This window comes from Pseudomonas flexibilis, assembly GCF_000802425.1.
GTDB lineage: Bacteria > Pseudomonadota > Gammaproteobacteria > Pseudomonadales > Pseudomonadaceae > Serpens > Serpens flexibilis.
In genome coordinates this window covers 233195-250818 of the sequence record NZ_JRUD01000003.1, presented here as the reverse complement: position 1 = coordinate 250818, position 17624 = coordinate 233195, and the positions used below count along the sequence as shown (strand labels likewise).

General features: G+C 64.2%; 21 protein-coding genes and 3 tRNA genes. 11 read left to right on the top strand and 13 right to left on the bottom strand.

Features of this window, described 5'->3' with window-relative positions; all coding sequences use genetic code 11:
* The first annotated feature begins 5 nt into the window (after positions 1-5).
* The 7 genes from SF06_RS03915 (at position 6) to SF06_RS03885 (ending at position 4837) form a co-directional block, all read left to right on the top strand.
* Positions 6-80, top strand: a tRNA-Gln gene (locus tag SF06_RS03915).
* A 52-nt stretch (positions 81-132) separates the two neighbouring features.
* A tRNA-Gln gene (locus SF06_RS03910) sits at positions 133-207 on the top strand.
* Positions 208-287: 80 nt separating this feature from the next.
* Positions 288-1232 (top strand): ribose-phosphate pyrophosphokinase, encoded by a 945-nt coding sequence (locus SF06_RS03905; protein ID WP_027591208.1) that lies wholly within the window; start codon positions 288-290, stop codon positions 1230-1232.
* A 118-nt stretch (positions 1233-1350) separates the two neighbouring features.
* Positions 1351-1932: a 50S ribosomal protein L25/general stress protein Ctc gene (locus SF06_RS03900; protein WP_039560045.1), complete on the top strand. Its 582-nt coding sequence runs from the start codon at positions 1351-1353 to the stop codon at positions 1930-1932.
* A 55-nt stretch (positions 1933-1987) separates the two neighbouring features.
* Positions 1988-2572: an aminoacyl-tRNA hydrolase gene (pth, locus tag SF06_RS03895; RefSeq protein ID WP_027591206.1), complete on the top strand. Its 585-nt coding sequence runs from the start codon at positions 1988-1990 to the stop codon at positions 2570-2572.
* Between the two features lie 33 nt (positions 2573-2605).
* A complete protein-coding gene (gene ychF, locus SF06_RS03890) occupies positions 2606-3706 on the top strand; it encodes a redox-regulated ATPase YchF (protein WP_027591205.1) in 1101 nt (366 codons plus the stop codon).
* 258 nt (positions 3707-3964) lie between these two features.
* Positions 3965-4837, top strand: a complete 873-nt coding sequence (locus tag SF06_RS03885; protein WP_234702652.1) for a transporter — start codon at positions 3965-3967, stop codon at positions 4835-4837.
* 101 nt (positions 4838-4938) lie between these two features.
* Here SF06_RS03885 and SF06_RS03880 read toward each other — a convergent pair whose 3' ends face one another.
* Positions 4939-5709: a methyltransferase domain-containing protein gene (locus tag SF06_RS03880; protein ID WP_039560044.1), complete on the bottom strand. Its 771-nt coding sequence runs from the start codon at positions 5707-5709 to the stop codon at positions 4939-4941.
* A gap of 195 nt (positions 5710-5904) precedes the next feature.
* A complete protein-coding gene (locus tag SF06_RS03875; protein WP_039560042.1) occupies positions 5905-6333 on the bottom strand; it encodes a VOC family protein in 429 nt (142 codons plus the stop codon).
* 144 nt (positions 6334-6477) lie between these two features.
* On the opposite strand from SF06_RS03875, the gene SF06_RS03870 reads away from it, so the two are divergent.
* Positions 6478-7797 carry a DUF2254 domain-containing protein gene (locus SF06_RS03870; protein WP_039560041.1) on the top strand — a complete coding sequence of 440 codons (1320 nt, stop codon included), beginning with the start codon at positions 6478-6480 and terminating at the stop codon, positions 7795-7797.
* On the opposite strand, the gene SF06_RS03865 is transcribed toward SF06_RS03870, so the two are convergent.
* Together SF06_RS03865 and SF06_RS03860 are read right to left on the bottom strand one after the other, a co-directional pair.
* The gene (locus SF06_RS03865) at positions 7781-8248 is read right to left on the bottom strand and encodes a MaoC family dehydratase (protein WP_027591200.1); all 468 of its coding nucleotides are present in this window, start codon (positions 8246-8248) and stop codon (positions 7781-7783) included. The two genes, SF06_RS03870 and SF06_RS03865, sit on opposite strands and share 17 nt — an antisense overlap.
* A gap of 171 nt (positions 8249-8419) precedes the next feature.
* Positions 8420-9058 (bottom strand): AraC family transcriptional regulator, encoded by a 639-nt coding sequence (locus tag SF06_RS03860; RefSeq protein WP_051587487.1) that lies wholly within the window; start codon positions 9056-9058, stop codon positions 8420-8422.
* Positions 9059-9394: 336 nt separating this feature from the next.
* Between SF06_RS03860 and SF06_RS03855 the strand changes: the two genes are divergently transcribed.
* Positions 9395-9471 (top strand) — tRNA-Met (locus SF06_RS03855).
* 123 nt (positions 9472-9594) lie between these two features.
* On the opposite strand, the gene SF06_RS18250 is transcribed toward SF06_RS03855, so the two are convergent.
* Entirely contained in the window at positions 9595-9735 is a 141-nt protein-coding gene (locus SF06_RS18250) for a small membrane protein YohP (RefSeq protein ID WP_155956152.1), read from the bottom strand.
* Positions 9736-9878: 143 nt separating this feature from the next.
* Positions 9879-10310, bottom strand: a complete 432-nt coding sequence (locus SF06_RS03850) for a GNAT family N-acetyltransferase (protein ID WP_051587486.1) — start codon at positions 10308-10310, stop codon at positions 9879-9881.
* Positions 10311-10430: 120 nt separating this feature from the next.
* Here SF06_RS03850 and SF06_RS03845 point away from each other — a divergent pair, with 120 nt between their 5' ends.
* Positions 10431-10832, top strand: a complete 402-nt coding sequence (locus tag SF06_RS03845) for a hypothetical protein (protein ID WP_052199701.1) — start codon at positions 10431-10433, stop codon at positions 10830-10832.
* Between the two features lie 6 nt (positions 10833-10838).
* On the opposite strand, the gene SF06_RS03840 is transcribed toward SF06_RS03845, so the two are convergent.
* From SF06_RS03840 to SF06_RS03810, 7 genes are all read right to left on the bottom strand, one after another.
* Entirely contained in the window at positions 10839-11639 is an 801-nt protein-coding gene (locus tag SF06_RS03840; protein WP_039560040.1) for a TOBE domain-containing protein, read from the bottom strand.
* Entirely contained in the window at positions 11636-12352 is a 717-nt protein-coding gene (locus SF06_RS03835) for an ABC transporter ATP-binding protein (protein ID WP_039560038.1), read from the bottom strand. The genes SF06_RS03840 and SF06_RS03835 overlap by 4 nt, the downstream gene beginning before the upstream one ends.
* Positions 12353-12362: 10 nt before the next feature.
* The gene (modB, locus tag SF06_RS03830) at positions 12363-13034 is read right to left on the bottom strand and encodes a molybdate ABC transporter permease subunit (protein WP_027591196.1); all 672 of its coding nucleotides are present in this window, start codon (positions 13032-13034) and stop codon (positions 12363-12365) included.
* Between the two features lies 1 nt (position 13035).
* On the bottom strand, positions 13036-13791 hold the full coding sequence (gene modA, locus SF06_RS03825) for a molybdate ABC transporter substrate-binding protein (RefSeq protein WP_027591195.1): 756 nt from the start codon (positions 13789-13791) through the stop codon (positions 13036-13038).
* Positions 13792-13883: 92 nt separating this feature from the next.
* Positions 13884-14780: a DMT family transporter gene (locus SF06_RS03820; RefSeq protein ID WP_027591194.1), complete on the bottom strand. Its 897-nt coding sequence runs from the start codon at positions 14778-14780 to the stop codon at positions 13884-13886.
* Positions 14781-14844: 64 nt separating this feature from the next.
* Positions 14845-15672 (bottom strand): CheR family methyltransferase, encoded by an 828-nt coding sequence (locus SF06_RS03815; RefSeq protein WP_027591193.1) that lies wholly within the window; start codon positions 15670-15672, stop codon positions 14845-14847.
* Between the two features lie 50 nt (positions 15673-15722).
* Entirely contained in the window at positions 15723-16646 is a 924-nt protein-coding gene (locus SF06_RS03810; protein ID WP_027591192.1) for a chemotaxis protein CheV, read from the bottom strand.
* A 113-nt stretch (positions 16647-16759) separates the two neighbouring features.
* Between SF06_RS03810 and flgA the strand changes: the two genes are divergently transcribed.
* On the top strand, positions 16760-17509 hold the full coding sequence (gene flgA / locus SF06_RS03805) for a flagellar basal body P-ring formation chaperone FlgA (protein WP_027591191.1): 750 nt from the start codon (positions 16760-16762) through the stop codon (positions 17507-17509).
* Positions 17510-17624: the final 115 nt, after the last annotated feature.

The following is a 17624-nucleotide window of genomic DNA, read 5'->3' as shown; positions in this document are numbered from 1 at the left end:
GATACAGGGGCGTCGCCAAGCGGTAAGGCAGCAGGTTTTGATCCTGCCATGCGTTGGTTCGAATCCAGCCGCCCCTGCCATTAACCCTCACGGGTTGCGAGTTCCGGTCAGAACATTCGAGTAAAACCCTACAGGGGCGTCGCCAAGCGGTAAGGCAGCAGGTTTTGATCCTGCCATGCGTTGGTTCGAATCCAGCCGCCCCTGCCATATTCCAGAGCTGTTCAAAAAGCACGCCTTTTTGAACGGCTTTTCAATTTCATCGGACCCAATCCAGGCAGGTACTGCGCGTGTCCAAGATGATGGTCTTCACGGGGAACGCCAACCCCGATCTGGCGCGTCGCGTCGTTCAGCAATTGCACATCCCGCTCGGCGACGTTGCCGTAGGCAAGTTCTCCGACGGCGAGATCAGCGTTGAAATCAATGAAAATGTTCGCGGCAAGGACGTCTTCCTGATTCAGCCGACCTGTGCGCCCACCAACGACAACCTGATGGAACTGGTGGTAATGGCCGACGCCTTCCGCCGCTCCTCCGCGTCGCGCATCACCGCCGTGATCCCCTACTTCGGCTATGCCCGTCAGGATCGCCGCCCCCGCTCCGCCCGCGTGGCGATCAGCGCAAAGGTGGTGGCCGACATGCTGGCCAACGTCGGCGTCAACCGTGTGCTCACCGTTGACCTGCACGCCGACCAGATCCAGGGCTTCTTCGATATCCCCGTGGACAACATCTACGGCTCGCCCACCCTGGTGGACGATATCGAAGACCAGCGCTTCGAGAACCTGCTGATCGTGTCCCCGGATATCGGTGGCGTGGTGCGTGCGCGCGCCGTGGCCAAGAGCCTGGGCGTGGACCTGGCGATCATCGACAAGCGTCGCCCCAAGGCCAACGTGTCCGAAGTCATGCACATCATCGGCGATGTCGAAGGCCGCACCTGCGTGCTGGTCGACGACATGGTCGATACCGCCGGCACCCTGTGCCTGGCCGCCAAGGCCCTCAAGGACCACGGCGCCGAACGCGTTTATGCCTATTGCACCCACCCCGTGCTGTCCGGCCGCGCCATCGAGAACATCGAAGGCTCCGCGCTCGACGAAGTGGTGGTCACCAACACCATCCCGCTGTCCCCGGCGGCGCAGGCGTGCCCGCGCATTCGCCAGCTGGACATCGCCCCGGTGGTCGCCGAAGCGGTACGCCGCATCAGCAACGAAGAATCGATCAGCGCAATGTTTCGCAGCTGACGGCCCTGCCGCCAGCTATCGCGCTGAACACAAACGCCCCGCCTGACGCGGGGCTTTTCCGAGTCGCCCAAACGCTGGTCGCAAGCGTGCGGGCGACACGTATATCTGGAGATACAACATGACCAAGATCACCCTGAATGCCGAAGCGCGTTCCGACCTGGGGAAAGGTGCGAGCCGCCGCCTGCGTCGTAACGCCAACCTGGTTCCCGCCGTTGTCTACGGCGGCGACAAGGCTCCGCAATCCATCAGCCTGCTGGCCAAGGACTTCGCCAAGGCGCTGGAAAACGAAGCCACCTACAGCAGCGTCATCAGCCTGACCATCGACGGCAAGGCCGAAGACGTGGTCATCAAGGCCCTGCAGCGTCACCCGGCCAAGAGCTTCGTGCTGCACGCCGACTTCGTGCGCGTCGTTGCCGGCCAGAAGATGACCACCAGCGTTCCCCTGCACTTCATCAACGCCGAAAATTCGGTGGGCGTGAAGCAGCAAGGCGGCGAAGTGTCCCACGTGATCAGCGAAGTGGAAGTGTCCTGCGAAGCCAAGGACCTGCCGGAGTTCATCGAAGTTGATCTGAGCAACGTCGAAGTCGGCCAGATTCTGCACCTGTCCGACCTGAAGCTGCCGAAGGGCGTTCAACTGGTGGCCCTGGCCCACGGCAACAACCTGGCCGTGGCCAACATCCACGCCTCGCGCGCCGAGTAATGCAACTGGCGCTGCCGCGCGTTGCGCGGCAGCCGCTTAAGGAAGGGCCCCTGACGTGACTGCCGTACAACTGATCGTCGGCCTGGGTAATCCAGGCCCCGAATACGACCAGACCCGGCATAACGCAGGGGCCCTTTTCGTTGAGCGCCTTGCCGACGCCAAGGGCGTGCGCCTGGTTCTCGACAAGAAGTATTTCGGCCTGGTGGGCAAGTTCACCCATCAGGGTCAGGACGTTCGTCTGCTCATCCCCACCACCTACATGAACCGCAGCGGACAGGCCGTCGCCGCGCTGGCCCGGTTCTACCGCATCGAGCCCGATGCGATCCTGGTGGCCCACGACGAACTCGACATGCCCCCCGGCGTCGCGAAGCTCAAGAAAGGCGGCGGACACGGCGGGCACAACGGACTGCGCGACATCATCGCCCAGCTCGGCAACAACAACGGTTTTCATCGTCTGCGCCTGGGCATCGGCCATCCCGGCCACGCCAGCCTGGTGTCCGGCTTCGTGCTCAGCCGCGCGCCGCGCAGCGAGCAGGAGCTGCTGGACAAGAGCATCGACCACGCCCTGGGCGTTGTTCCAGAGATCCTGGCTGGCGACTGGACCAAGGCCATGCAGACGCTGCACAGCCAGAAAGCCTGATCACTCCCCTTTTCGATTCGCGAGGGATACACCATGGGATTCAATTGCGGCATCGTCGGCCTGCCCAACGTCGGCAAGTCCACCCTGTTCAACGCCCTGACCAAGTCCGGCATCGCCGCGGAGAACTTCCCGTTCTGCACCATCGAGCCCAACAGCGGCATCGTGCCGATGCCCGATGCCCGCCTGGATGCCCTGGCGGCGATCGTCAAGCCCGAGCGCGTGCTGCCGACCACCATGGAATTCGTCGACATCGCCGGTCTGGTCGCCGGCGCCTCCAAGGGTGAGGGCCTGGGCAACAAGTTCCTGGCCAACATCCGCGAGACCGACGCCATCGCCCACGTGGTGCGCTGCTTCGAGGATGAGAACGTCATCCACGTGGCCAACAGCGTGGATCCCAAGCGCGACATCGAGATCATCGACCTGGAACTGATCTTCGCCGACCTGGACAGCTGCGAGAAGCAACTGCAGAAGGTCGCCCGCAACGCCAAGGGCGGCGACAAGGAAGCCCTGGCGCAGAAGGCCATCCTGGAAAAGCTCATCCCGCACTTCAGCGAGGGCAAGCCGGCCCGCAGCCTGATGAAGCACATGGACGACGAGCAGAAGCGCATCGTTCGCGGCTTCCACCTGCTGACCAGCAAGCCGGTGATGTACATCGCCAACGTCGCCGAGGACGGCTTCGAGAACAACCCGCACCTGGACGTGGTGAAGGCCATCGCCGAGGAAGAAGGCGCCATCGTGGTGCCGGTGTGCAACAAGATCGAGGCGGAAATCGCCGAGCTGGACGATGACGAGGAAAAGATGATGTTCCTCGAGTCCATGGGCATGGAGGAGCCGGGTCTGAACCGCGTGATCCGCGCCGGCTACCAGCTGCTCAACCTGCAGACCTACTTCACCGCCGGGGTGAAGGAAGTACGCGCCTGGACCGTCAAGGTCGGCGCCACCGCCCCGCAGGCCGCCGGCGTGATCCACACCGACTTCGAGAAGGGCTTCATCCGCGCCGAAGTCATCGCCTACGACGACTTCATCCAGTACAAGGGCGAGGCCGGCGCCAAGGAAGCCGGCAAATGGCGCCTGGAAGGCAAGGACTACATCGTCAAGGACGGCGACGTGATGCACTTCCGCTTCAACGTTTGAGGATTGCGCTGGCTCTCAGCGGACCTTGGTGGACACCGAACCCCTTGCAGTCATTGGCTGCAAGGGGTTTTTTCTTATGCACCTGCAAAATAGGCAGGTGGCAGAAAGCCGAGCCTGCCGTCAGGAGCAGTCATGCTACCGGCTGCTGTGGTGGTAGCGGCCAGGCGCATAGAGATGCTCTACATTCAAAAACAACGCTGAGGAAAATCTCAGGGCGTAGGAAGCAAGCGGATGAGATATCTACTATGCGCGTCGCTCATGTTAGTCGCCTACGGAGCAGAAGCAGAAGATCTCGAGCCCAGGTCTTACGCCAATACACCTGTCGGGATTAATTTCCTGCTCATGGGTTACAGCAAGACTGAGGGCAGCGTGACCGCCAACCCTTCGGTACCGCTCGAAGATGGCAAGATCGATATCGACACAATCGTGTTTGCCTATGCCAGATCCCTGGACGTGTGGGGTCGCTCCGGAAAGTTCGATATTGTTGTCCCCCAGGCAAAACTGCAGGGCACTGCTCTTTTTGACGGCGAGCCCGTAGAGCGCTATGTCACGGGACTTATCGATCCAAGGTTTCGCTTCTCGGTTAACCTATATGGCGCCCCAGCTCTGCCCCTGAATGAGTTCGCCCGGTATCAACAGGATTTGATTATTGGCGCCAGCCTGGCGATCACGGCGCCGCTGGGCCAATACGATTCGGACAGGCTCATAAACCTCGGCAACAATCGCTGGTCATTCAAACCCGAGCTGGGGATTTCCAAGCGTCTGGGCGCATTAACACTGGAATTGTCTGGCGCAGGAACTTTTTTCACCGACAATGATGATTTCCTCGGAAATCGCACGGTTTCTCAGGACCCTATTTATCAAGTCCAAGGTCATATTATCTATTCCTTCAGCAATGGTATTTGGGCAGCACTGGACATGACCTATTTCGCGGGTGGAAGTACCTCAATCGACGGGGCCAGCAACCGCGACTTTCAGGAAAATACACGCTACGGTGGCACGCTCACGCTGCCGTTGAGTCGGAACCATTCGCTGAAACTGTTCGCCAGTAATGGCGCTTTTACCCGTACGGGCAGTCAATACGATGCCGTAGGCATTGTTTGGCAATATCGTTTCGGCGGAGGACTTTGACACACTGAAAACGGTGCAAGCCCCCCCCATGAAACAGCCGCAAGAAAGTCGCTGGTTACAGAGGCCGAGACAAGATGACGGTCATGACCATCGTGGCAACCTCAAAACGTCGCGCGCCTCGCCTCGAAGCTGATTATCGTCTGGCCCTCAAGCGGTCCCTGGCCGTGCTGGTAGTTGCCCGAAATCTCAATATCCACAAAGCCCGCAGCACGCAGCGCAAGAGCGAACTCCTCAACGCCCCACCAGCGCAGCTTGAACAGATCGAGCTCAGTTCGTAGCAAGCGGCCATCACGCCAGTGCTCGTAGCGAAGGTGGGAAAGGGTCGTCTGGGCGAGATAGCGAGTCTCAACCCGCTGATCGGTCAACGTCAGCAGATCGCCTTCTTCAGTCACCCACGTCCGAACAGATGTAGAGGCTGCTGAGGGTTCGAGAAAGCTGCATATCGGGTCAAGATCGATGATCAAACGACCGCTGGGTGCGAGGTGATAATGCAATCGCTCCAGCACAGAAGTGGCTGAAGCGCTTTCGGTAAGCAATTGAAACGACCCTGCCGGGATGATGATGGCGCCAAAGCGCTTGTCGTAGGAGAAGTTCTCAAATGTCTGCCGGGTCAACGCAGCCGGTAGATCTCGCTTGCGGCACGCTGCATCGCAATAACCGAGCATCTCACTGGAAGCATCGAAGCCCTCGATTGGGAAGCCAGCTTCCAGCAAGGGGACGTAAATGCGCCCGTTGCCGACGGCAGGCTCCAGAATAGGGCCATCGCATTGTTCGAGGCGATGGCGATAAAACTCCAGGTCACCGAATGACCGACCTACCGGCTTGTCCAGGTTGTAAACCCAGGAGGCGAGTTTTCCATATCGGTTGTGCATTGCATGCCTGCAAGGATGAGAGGGTAGCGGCATTGTCGGCGAGCTCGCGCCACCAGGCCAGAGCGGTCTGCACGGTGGAATAAGCAGGTTGGACAACAGCCCCATTGCGTTGACTGAGGCGAACGGATGGCGTACTGCCCTGTCCACCCGGCGTCCTCTGCCTAGTGCCGGGTGGAGTGAGGGCGGCCACCTTCTTCAGAACGAGATCAGCACCGACTCCGCGCTGCGCTGCGCCGGCCCGTGGTACACGGCTTCGATGTTGTTGCCGTCGGGGTCAAGGACGAAGGCGGCGTAGTAACCCGGGTGGTACTCGCGCTCGCCGGGCGCCCCGTTGTCGGTGCCACCGCTGGCCAGGGCGGCCTTGTGGAAGGCATCGACCATGGTCGGACTCTTCGCCTGGAAGGCCAGGTGATGGCGCCCAGTCAGTTGCCCCAGCGCCGCCGGGCTGTCGGCCGTCGAGACGAACAGCTCGTCGATCCAGAAGTAGCCCTCCCCCACCCCTCCCATGGGAATCTCCAGGGCGGCGCAGACGGCCTGGTAGAACACCTGGCTGGCGGGCAGGTCCCTCACCACCAGTTGGATATGGTCGATCAACCGCCCGCGATGCAGTTCCTGCGTTTCCATCTCGCTCTCCTCGTGTAGGTTCCTACAGACTTTCCTTTGATCGCAGCGCAAGGGGAAATTCCAGGCTGCCGGGTCGTCCCCCTGCGGAACACCGTCGCGCTTGCACACTCCGATGCAGTGGATGCTCAGAGTACGGTCTCCGGAGTGAAAGCACAGCTGTTCAGTTACTGGAACCGGATGCGCTCCAGCTTCTGGTTCCTGCCCATTCTCATGGCCTGCGCTGCGGTCGGGCTGGCACTCGCCACCACCGCTCTGGACCGTGGCGACACCCTGCGCGCCCTGCGTGTCGACGGCTGGCTGTTCACCGGCGGCGCCGAGGGCGCCAGCACGGTGCTGGGCACCATCGCCGGCTCGATGATCACCATCGTCGGCATCGTCTTTTCCATGACCCTGGTGACCCTGTCCCTCGCCTCGTCCCAGTTCGGCCCGCGCCTGCTGCGCAACTTCATGCGCGACACCACCTACCAACTGGTGTTGGGCATCTTCGTGGCCACGTTCCTGTACTGCCTGCTGGTGCTGCGCACCATCCGCCACGCCGAGGGGGCGGAGGCCTTCGTACCGCACCTGTCCGTCACCCTCGGTGTGCTGCTGGCGGTTTTCAGCCTGGGCGTGCTGATCTACTTCATTCACCACGTCTCGGTCGCCATCCAGGCCAACGAAATCATCGCTCGCCTCAGCCATGAGCTCTGCGCCGGTATCGAGCAGCTGTTTCCCGAACCCGCCGGCACTCCCGCCCCTAAATCGGCAGAACCCGCGGCGGAGAACGGCGTGCCGGTGCCGGCGCAGCACTCGGGCTACCTGCAGTTCATTGACCTGGAGGCGCTGCTGGCGCTGGCCCGCCAGCACGACCTGGTCCTGCGCCTCGCCTGTCGCCCCGGCGAGCACCTGATCACGGGACAGCCGCTGCTGTGGGCTCAACCACCCAGCGCTGACGCGGCGTCACTGACCGATGCGGTCAATGCCGCGTTCGTGCTGGGCAATCAGCGTACCGCCGGGCAGGACCTGCTGTTCGTGGTCAATCAACTGGTGGAAATCGCGGTGCGCGCCCTGTCGCCGGGCATCAACGACCCGTTTACCGCCATGGCCTGCCTGGATCGGCTGGGGATCGGCCTGGTGCAGGTCGCCGGCCGGCAGCCACCAGCGCCACAGCGGCTGGACAGCGACGGAACGCTGCGGCTGATTGCCCCGCCGCTCACCTTTTGTGCCCTGGCCGATGCGGCATTCGACCCGATCCGGGAATACGGCTGTTCGAGTGTGGCGGTGAGCCTGAAACTGCTGGATACCCTCGCCGTGGTGGCCCCAGCCCTGCGCAGCCCGCAACAGCGGGACTGCCTCGCCAGACATGGGCGGCGCGTTGCCCGACGCGCCGGCGAGTGCCTGAACGACGAGGAAGATCGCCAGCAGGTGGCCAGGCGCTGTGACGATCTGCTGCGGCTGCTGGCGCGGGTCAGCGGGCCGGCATGAAGACGAAACGCGCCAGGGTGTCGGCCACGCAGCCGGGCTTATCCTGCCCCTCGACTTCCACGGTCACGCGCACCGCCAGTTGCACGGCGTCGCCGATGCGTTCGGCCTTCTGCACCACGGCTTGGCCGCGCACCCGACTGCCCACCTTCACCGGCGCCGGGAAGCGCACCTTGTCACAGCCGTAGTTGACGCCCATGGCCAGGTTTTCCACCCGCATCAGCTGATTGATGAACAGGCTGGCCAGCGACAGCGTGAGGTAGCCGTGGGCGATGCAGCCTCCGAACGGCGTTCTGGCGGCGCGCTCGGGGTCGACATGGATCCACTGGTGATCCCCGGTGGCTTCGGCGAACAGGTTGACCCGCTCCTGGGTCATCTCCAGCCACTCGGTATGGCCCAGTTCCCGGCCCTCGGCGGCCAGCAGTTCGTCAATGTTGCGAAAGACAGCAGTCATGATGGTCTCCTTACACATGCTGACTGAGGTGCCCGGCAGAGAAAGAAAGGGAATGCCGGGCAGCCGCTACCCCGCCGGTTCTCTTGGAACCGGCAGGATAGAGCGCCGTAAGCCTAGATGGAGAAGGAGAAATGGCAACCTGCCGGCTTGGCTATCCGGCAGTCTGTCGCATCATGCTGCAAACATGCTCTTGGGCGTTTCGCCCAGGGCACGGCGGAACACCTGAATGAAGGCGCTGACGCTCTGATAGCCGACACGGGGAGCAACCTCGGCAACCGGTTCGCCGGCGGCCAACTGCTCCATGGCCAGCATCAGTCGCAGTTGCTGGCGCCATTGGGCGAAGCTCAGGCCGGTTTCCTTCTGGAAGCGACGGGTCAGCGTCCGGCGCGGCATGCCGATGATCTCGACCCAGTCATCCAGATCGGCATCGCTGTCCGGCTTGTCGAACAACCCCTGGGTGATCTGGCGCAGCCGCTCATCCTGTGGAACCGGCAGGAACAGGTCCTGCGCCGGCTTGCGGGCGAAGGCGTCGGCGAAGACCTGCAGATAGATGGTGTTCAGGCTCGGATCCAGAGGCATCTCGTCCAGCAGCGACACCAGCAGCTGGCTCTGGCGAATCACCCGGGGCTGCGCCGGCATCTGCCCACGGCTCCAGGCTTCCGCGAAGTTCAGCCGCAGCCCGCGCATGTCGCCATGGCTGACCGGCAGGTGCAGCTGCATGGGCGGCACCCAGGCCATGTAGCCCGGCGGCACCACCCACATGCCCTGGTCGGTGTGCAGAGTGACGACGCCGGCGCTGACCCTGAACAACCGCCCTTCCAGTTGGGCATGAAGCTTCGCTCCCTGATGGGTGCTGCGCGCAAGATGATGTACTTCCAATAGATCCATGATCCGGCCCGCTGAGAAAAAAACGCGCGAAATATACCACTGACAGGCCATCCCTTTGCCACCTCTGGCGATTCGCAACCCAGAGCGTTGAGCGAAGGCCGGCGCGCAATGGTATCAAAGTAATGGCCGGTGGCGTCAGCCACACGCCGGCCTGCGGGCGCTCACGCGCGCGCTCGCTAAGCACTTGAAAGCAACGAGATTTTTTTAGGGAAAGGTGTTGACAGGCTTCCGCCCGATAGGAATAATGCGCGCCATTCCGGCTACATAGCTCAGTTGGTTAGAGCGCAGCATTCATAATGCTGATGTCCCAGGTTCAAGTCCCGGTGTAGCCACCATATTCAAGAAGCCCGCTCAACGCGGGCTTTCTTGTTTTTGTCTTCCGGCTGCAGCTGCCGGCACGATCCACCCGCCTCTCCCAGCCTCCTTGGCTGCCGTCCCCTGGCAAACCCGATACCGGTTCAGAAGATGAGCATCAGGATGCCGATCACCACGATCAGGCCGATCAGGAAGATGATGCCGATGGCGCTTGTCAGGAACTTGAGCATGTCAGTCCTCCGGAGCCGAGAGAAAGCCGCATCGCGTTTGCCCTCCGACTGCATGAATCGCTTGCCTGAGCACCTTTCTCCCGAGGGTCGAGCAGCCGTATCCAGTGGAGGGCAAATGGCGTGCAGGGTTCACCTGTGCTGCCCGGAGCGATGGCTTGAGCGTGCCGAAGTGCCGCCCCTTCCGTGACGCGTTCCGTTCAGCTCGCAACACGGCTCGACGCCTCGCCGTCATTCACCATGGCCAGCAGCGACTTGGTTCTTCCGTAGCGCTCCAGCCGCTTCGCCAGATCCTCGGGCAGTGCCGTACACGCCTGATACCCCCGACCCCGATAGAAACCCTCCAGTTCAGGATGGCAGAACAGCCAGATCGGCCCCGCCGTGTCGGCCCGCACCCGAGCCAATAGCGCGGCTGCCACGCCGCGCTGCCGGGCCTGCGGGGCGACCAGCAGACTGGTCAGCCAATGGCCGGCGGCAACCGGCGTCAGGCAGACGCCGGCGATGATTTCCTGCTCGCGGGCGACCCAGGCGCCCTCCGCCCGGGCAACGCGCATGTGGCTGCGCTGCGCCCGGTAGAACTTGTCGAGGAGCGGGAATTGCAGCGCGGGCAATGAATCGATCCGGTACGTCATGGGGTCTCTCGTCAAATCAGCGTTTCAGCCGTGGCGGAGCAGAAAGCCCGACCGCGTCTCAGGCGTACGCAGGCAACTGCTCTAGAGTGCGACGCCATATCCAGTCCACGAGTACGCACCATGAAAAGAGCCGCGCTCATTTCCTGCCTGTCCGCCCTCCTGAGCAGCGCAGCCCTGGCCAACGAAGGATTCACGCAGCGGGCCTGCATGATCGAAGGCAACTTCAATCTGCTGGGTCAAACCCTCTACTCCAAGGACTGCATGCAGGCCGGACGAACGGAAACGGACGAAACCGCGTTCCGTCGCTCCTGCAGCGAGCTGGCAAAGACCTCCGCCGCGCTGGGTGGCAACCCGGGAACCGTGACTTACATGGCGCAATGCGAGCTGCCGGCGCAGGGCATCTGCAAGAACTTCATGAAAAGCGGCCGGGACGCCTACTACTACGCGCGCACGACCGACGACCTCGATACCCTGCCCCAAGGCTGCAATGTCTGGGGCGGGAAATGGGCACCCGGCCGCTGAAGCACCTCAGGCCGGCAGCGCCAGGATCACACTGGACGCCTTGAAGATAGCCATCACCCGACGCCCCGGAGCCAGCTGCAGGGCGTCGCAGCTGGCCTGGGTGACCACCGCCGCCAGGTGCGCGCCGCCAGGCAGCTCCAGCACCACCTCAGCATTCACCGCCCCGGGCAGCACCCGGACCACCGTGCCGCTCAACTGGTTGCGCGCCGAGACGCGCACCGGCTCGTCGTCAGCCAGCAGGATCACCGACGAGGATTTCACCAGCGCGTAGACCTGCACGCCCGGCCGCAGGCCGAGGGACTCGCAGCTTTCGCGGGTCACGATGGCCACCAGCCGCTGGTCTCCGGCGATGGCCAGCTCGACTTCGTCATTGACCGCGCCGATCTGCACCCGGGTGACGGTGCCGAGGAACTGGTTGCGCGCACTGGTCTTCATGCTGATTCTCCGCAGCAGCAAATAATCGTCGGCCTGGCGGCCGAGTTGTTCGACGAAGCGTCGATGTTCCTCCTCGATGGCCCGGAAGTTCGCCACCAGTTGCGCGCCGCGGGACGTCAGGCGTGTGCCACCGCCTCCCTTGCCGCCGGCCAGGCGCTCGACCAGCGCTTCGCCGGCCAGGTTGTTCATGCTGTCTATGGCGTCCCAGGCCGCCTTGTAGCTCATGCCGATGGCCTTGGCCGCCTGGGAAATCGAGCCGCACTCGGCGATGCTGGCCAACAGCGCGATGCGCTGTTCGCCCCCGAAGCGCTCGCCGCCCACGGTCAGCCAGAGCGAGCCATGCAGCTCAAGGCTCTTGTCGTTCCCCGTCATGGCTGCTCCCTGTACTGAGCGGCATAGCCGGCCGCGGAATGCGTCCCGGCCTGTTCGATCAACCCCTCGCGCAGATACAGCACCTGGTCGCCGAACACCTCGGCGTCCTCCGGGTCGTGGGTGATCAGCAGCATCGGCACCCGCAGGCGCCGTTGCAGCTCGTCCAGCTCGCGGCGCATGTGCGCGCGCAGCAACGGGTCGAGGGCGGAAAAGGGCTCGTCCAGCAGCAGCGCCCGGGGTTCGGCGACCAGCGCGCGGGCCAGCGCGGTGCGCTGGCGCTGTCCGCCGGACAGCTGCGCCGGCAGTTGCTCGGCCACCGCGCGCAACTGGAAAGCATCCAGCCAGTGCTCGACGGCCGGCTCTCGGTTGCGCGGGCGCGGGTTGAGCAGTCCGCGCCGCAGACCGAAGGCGATGTTCTGGCGCACGTTGAGGTGCGGGAACAGCGCGTAGTCCTGGAACAGGTAGGCCACCTCGCGGCGCTGCGGTGGCAGGTCGATGCGCGCGGCCTGGTCGAACAGCGTGGCGCCACCCAGGCGGATGTGGCCCTGATCGGGACGCATCAGCCCGGCGATGGCCTTGAGCAGCAGGCTCTTGCCCGAGCCGGAGGGGCCGAGAATCACCAGCCGCTGGCTGTCGCTGCGCAGGCCGACCGCAAGGTCGAAGCGGCGTGCGCCGGCGCGCAGGGTCTTGCGGTAATCGAGATCGAGCTGCACGGGCGATTCCTCAGCGATTGGCGATGCGTCCGGGGGCCAGGCGACCGGCAAGCAGCAGCACGCCGATGCACAGCGCCGAGGTGATCAGCACCAGCAGGTTGGCGGTGTCGTCCTGGCCGGCCTGCACGGCCTCATACACGGCGATGGACAGTGTCTGGGTCTTGCCGGGAATGCTGCCGGCGACCATCAGCGTGGCGCCGAACTCGCCCAGCGCGCGGGCGAAGGCCAGCAGCACGCCGGCCATGATGCCGCGCCAGGCCAGCGGCAGGGTGACACGGAAGAACACCCCCAGCTCGCGCACGCCAAGCACGCGCGCGGCCTGCTCCAGTTGGCCGTCCACCGCCTCGAAGGCGGCGCGCGCCGGCTTGAACACCAGCGGAAAGGCCACCACTGCGGCGGCGATCACCGCGCCCTGCCAGGTGAAGATCAGGTTGATGCCGAAGCTGTCGTGCAGCCAGGCGCCGAAGGTACTGCGTCGCCCCAGCAACACCAGCAGGTAGTAGCCGAGCACGGTGGGCGGCATGACCATCGGCAGGGTCAGCAGGGTGTCCAACAGGTCGCGACCGGGAAAGCGCCCGCGCGCCAGCAGATAGCCAACGGCCACGCCCAGCACCAGGCTGATGGCGGTGGCCCAGCCGGCAACTTTCAGCGACAGCGCCAGGGCGGCCCAGATCGCGTCCATGTCAGGGCACCTGGAAACCGTGGCGGGCCAGCAGCGCCTGGCCGGCCGGCGAGCGCAGGTAGGCGAGGAAGCGACGCGCCTCGTCCGCCTGGGCGGCATCGCGCGTCACGGCAATGGGGTAGCTGATGGTTGCCGCCAGCGGCACCGCGAAGGCCACCCGCACCGTGTCCGGCATCACCGCAGCGTCGGTGGCGTACACGAAACCGGCCTGCACTTCACCGCGCGCCACATAGTCCAGCGCCTGGCGCACGTTCTGGGTGTTGATCAGCCGGGACTGCAGCACCTCCCACAGCTGTTCGGACTCCAGCGCCTGGCGGCTGTAGCGGCCGACCGGCACGCTGGCCGGGTTGCCGATGGCGATGCGCTCGATGCCCGGCCGGGTGAGGTCGGCCAGGCGCGTCAGCGGCAGCACACTGTCGTGCGGCACGATCAGCACCAGGGCATTGCGGGCGAAGTCCTGGCGCGTGTCGCTGGCGATCAGCCCCTGCCGCTCGGCCCGGTCCATGGTTTCCTGGTCGGCGGAGGCGAACAGGTCGACCGGCGCGCCCTTGGCGATCTGCTGCAGCAGCGCCCCGGAGCCGCCGAAGTTCAGCTGCACCTTCACGTCCGTATGGGCGGCCTGGTAGTCGCGGGCAATCTCCCGGAAGGCGTTGGTCAGGCTGGAGGCGGCAGAGACGGTCAGCTCGGCGGCTTGCACGAGACCGCCGAGGCCGGCCAGCAGGATGCCGGCCATCAGCTGTTTCAGGAAAAGGCGCATACGGACTCTCCGGAGAAGTAATCGCTATATACCAGCGTATATAACGATACGTCGAGCCGCGCTGACTGAAGTCAAGAGCCCGAACCCTGGGCTCAGCGCCCCGGACGGGTCGCGAACAGCAGGCCACCGAAGATCAGCGCCCCACCGACCCAGTGGAATCCCTGCAAGGTTTCACCCAGCAGCAGGTAGGCCAGCACCGCAGCGAACACCGGCATCGTGTACAGCGCCAGCGAGGCCTTGGCAGCACCGAGGATCTTCACCCCCTGGTTCCAGGTGAGGTAGGCGATCAGCGAGGCCGGGATGGCGGTGTAGAGGATGGCGCCCAGCGTGCGCCCGTTCAGCTCGAAACCGCCCAGCTGGCTGAATTCCAGCAGATAGAACGGCAGGATCACCGGCACGCCGATCAACACGAACGCACCCAGCAGGGCCAGCGGCGGCAGCGGCAGCCAGGGTGCCCACAGGCGCAGCAGCACGGTGTACAGCGCCCAGGCCAGCACCGCGAGGATCATCACCAGGTCACCGGGGTTGAAGGACAGGCCCAGCAGATTGGCCAGACTGGCCTGGCTGATCAGCACCAGCAGTCCGGCCACGGCGATGCCCATGCCCAGCCAGGCACGGCGCTTGGGCCATTCCTTGAGCAGCAGCCCGGCGAACAGGAAGGTGGCCAGCGGGATGCAGGTATTGAGCAGCGTGATGTTGATCGCCGTGGTGCTCTTGGCCGCCGTGTAGAGCAGCGAGTTGTAGGCCCCGATGCCCAGCGCGGCGATCACCGGCAGGCGCCAGCCCGCCTGGCGCAGGGTCGCACGGTGCTGCCACAACGTGCCGGCCACGAACGGCAGCAGGATGCATAGCGCCACCAGCCAGCGCCAGAACGACAGGGTCAGCGGCGGGATTTCCCCGGCGATTGCACGGCCGATCAGGGCGTTGCCCGCCCACAGCAGGCTGGAAAGCAGAAGACCAGCGGCGGCCCAGAGATGACGAGTAGGCATGGATATCACTGTGCAATGACGAGGCGCGCACCTTACGGAAGCGCGCCGCCGCTTGGCAAGGCGTCTAGCGCGCCTTGTAGATGATGCCCGGGTTGCACTGCACCATCTGGTACAGGTCGGACAGCCCGTTGAGCGCCTCGGAAGCCCCGAGGAACAGGTAGCCGCCCGGCTTGAGGGTGGCATGGATACGGGTGAGGATGTCGCGCTTGATGTCGGCGGAGAAGTAGATCAGCACGTTGCGACAGAACACGATGTCGAACTTGCCCAACGCGGCATAGCTGTCCAGCAGGTTCAGCGCACGCAACTCGACCCGGTTGCGCACGGCGGGCTTGATCGACCACTGGCCCGGCGCCACCTGGTCGAAATAGCGCTCGCGACGCTCCGGCGACAGGCCGCGCGCCATGGCCAGGCCATCGTAGACACCTGCCCGACAGGCAGCCAGCATCGCCCCGGAAAGCTCGGTGGCGACGATCTGCGCGCCCATGCGCAACATGCCCGGGTTGGCCCGCTCGAATTCGTCGATGGTCATCGACAGCGAGTAGGGTTCCTGGCCCGAGGAACAGGCCGCCGACCAGATGCGCGGGCGCAGCGTGGGCGAGGCCTTGAGCAGCTCCGGCAGCACGCGGCTCTTGAGCACCTCGAAGGGGTAGCCATCGCGGAACCACAACGTTTCGTTGGTGGTCATCGCGTCCACCACTTCCTCGCGAAGTCCGCCACGCGGCTGTGCCTGGATGCGCTGCACCAGCTCGGTGAGCGTCTTGATGCCGCGCTGCTCCATCAACCGGTTGAGGCGACTGGACACCAGATACTGCTTGTTGCTGCCCAATTGAATGCCGCTGGTCTTTTCCAGGAAATCCCGGAACAGCTCGAAATCCAAATTACCTGAAGACACCTAACCCGCCTTAACCATAAATAAGTACGCCGAGCCTGAACGAACGGCCATCAGTCTCGTGCTTCGATTCGGGCGATCACCCGGTCGGCCAGCTCGTCGGGACGGAACTTGGAGAGAAAATCGTCCGCCCCCACCTTCTGCACCATGGCCTGGTTGAACACGCCGGAAAGCGAGGTGTGCAGCAGCACGTGCAAGCCCTGCATGCGCGGGTCCTGGCGAATCTCGGCGGTCAGAGTGTACCCGTCCATTTCCGGCATTTCGATATCGGAGATGACCATCAGCAGCTCGTCTTCCGGACGGCGTCCTTCGTCGGCCATCTTCTGCAGGAACTGCAGGGCCTGGCGCCCGTCGCACAGGGCGGTGACCTCCACGCCGACGCCCTCCAGGCAGCGCAGGATCTGCTTGCGCGCCACCGAAGAGTCATCCACCACCAGCACGTGCTTGCTGAGCGCGCGGGCCTGGATATCGGCGGACACCGGCTGCTCGATCTGCGTGCGACTGGGCACCGTCTCGGCGAGGATCTTCTCGACGTCGATGATCTCCACCAGCACGTTGTCTACGCGGGTCACCGCGGTCAGGTAGTGCTCGCGGCCGGTGCCCTTGGGCGGCTGATGGATCTCGTCCCAGTAGAGGTTGACGATGCGCTCCACCGAACGCACCAGGAAACCCAGCACGCGGGTGTTGTACTCGGCAATGATCACGAAACTGTTCTGGCGGTCGGCCAGCGGGCGCCGCCCGGTGGCCAGGGCCATGTCCAGGATCGGGATGGTGCCGCCACGAATGTTGGCCACGCCGCACACCACGCTGCTCGACTTGGGCATGTTGCTCAGGCGCGGGCAGGGCAGGATTTCCTTGACCTTGAAAACGTTGATGCCATACAGCTGCGAACCGTCCAGCCGGAACAGCAACAGTTCCAGACGATTCTGTCCGACCAGCTGAGTCCGTTGGTTTACCGAATCCAGTACACCGGCCATGCCGGACTCCTTCTTGAAAATGGGACCTGAACGCCGGGACGTCGCCCGGCCCGGCGCGCCTGTCGCAAGCCACGCCGACAAAGCGCCGGCACGTCCCTTGCTACTTCGCGAACATGATCCTGATAACGACAGTTTTCCGACGCCTGCGTGGCCTGGGCCTTGCCCTGGCGACCACGGCCGCCCTGCAAATCCCCGCCGTCGCCGGCGCGGCGGCGCAAACCTTACCTGAGCACCTTATCGGCGCCACCGAGGCATTTCTTGAGGAACAGGTAGCGAACTATTTGCAACGGGCCAGTATCGGCGGACGCTACGAGATCCAGGTCAACCGCCTCGACTCGCGCTTGCGCATGCCGGCCTGCGATCAGCCGCTGGTGGCCAGCCTGGAAAGCCCGGCCCAGCCGGTGGGCCGGGTCACCGTGCGCGTTGGCTGCCAGGGCAGTTCGACCTGGAGCCTGTTCGTGCCGGCGCAGGTGCGCCTGTTCCGCCAGGTGGTGGTTGCCCAGCGTCCGCTGGCGCGCGGCGCCATCCTCGAGGCCCAGGACATCGACTGGCGCGAGCGCGACGTGGGCACCCTCACCCAGGGCTACCTGACCGAGCCCGAGCAGGCCCTGGGCAGCAAGCTGACCCGCCCGGTGAGCATCGATCAGGTGCTCACCCCCAACCATCTGGAACGCGCGCCGGTGGTACGCAAGGGCGATCATGTGGTAATCAGTGCCGGCGGCGCGTCGCTGTCCGTGCGCATGCCCGGCGAAGCCCTCCAGGAAGGCGCCATCGGCGAGCAGGTGCGGGTCCGCAACCTGAGCTCGCAGCGCATCATCAAGGCGCGCATCAGCGGGCCGGGACAGGTGGTCGTGGACCTCTAGTCTCACACGCGACGCGCTCACCGTCAGAAACTGTGAGCCGAAACGCAAAAAGCCGACAACAGGCGTTAAAGTTCTGACGCGAACGGCCGAAACTAGTGGCAAGCGTCCACTGCTC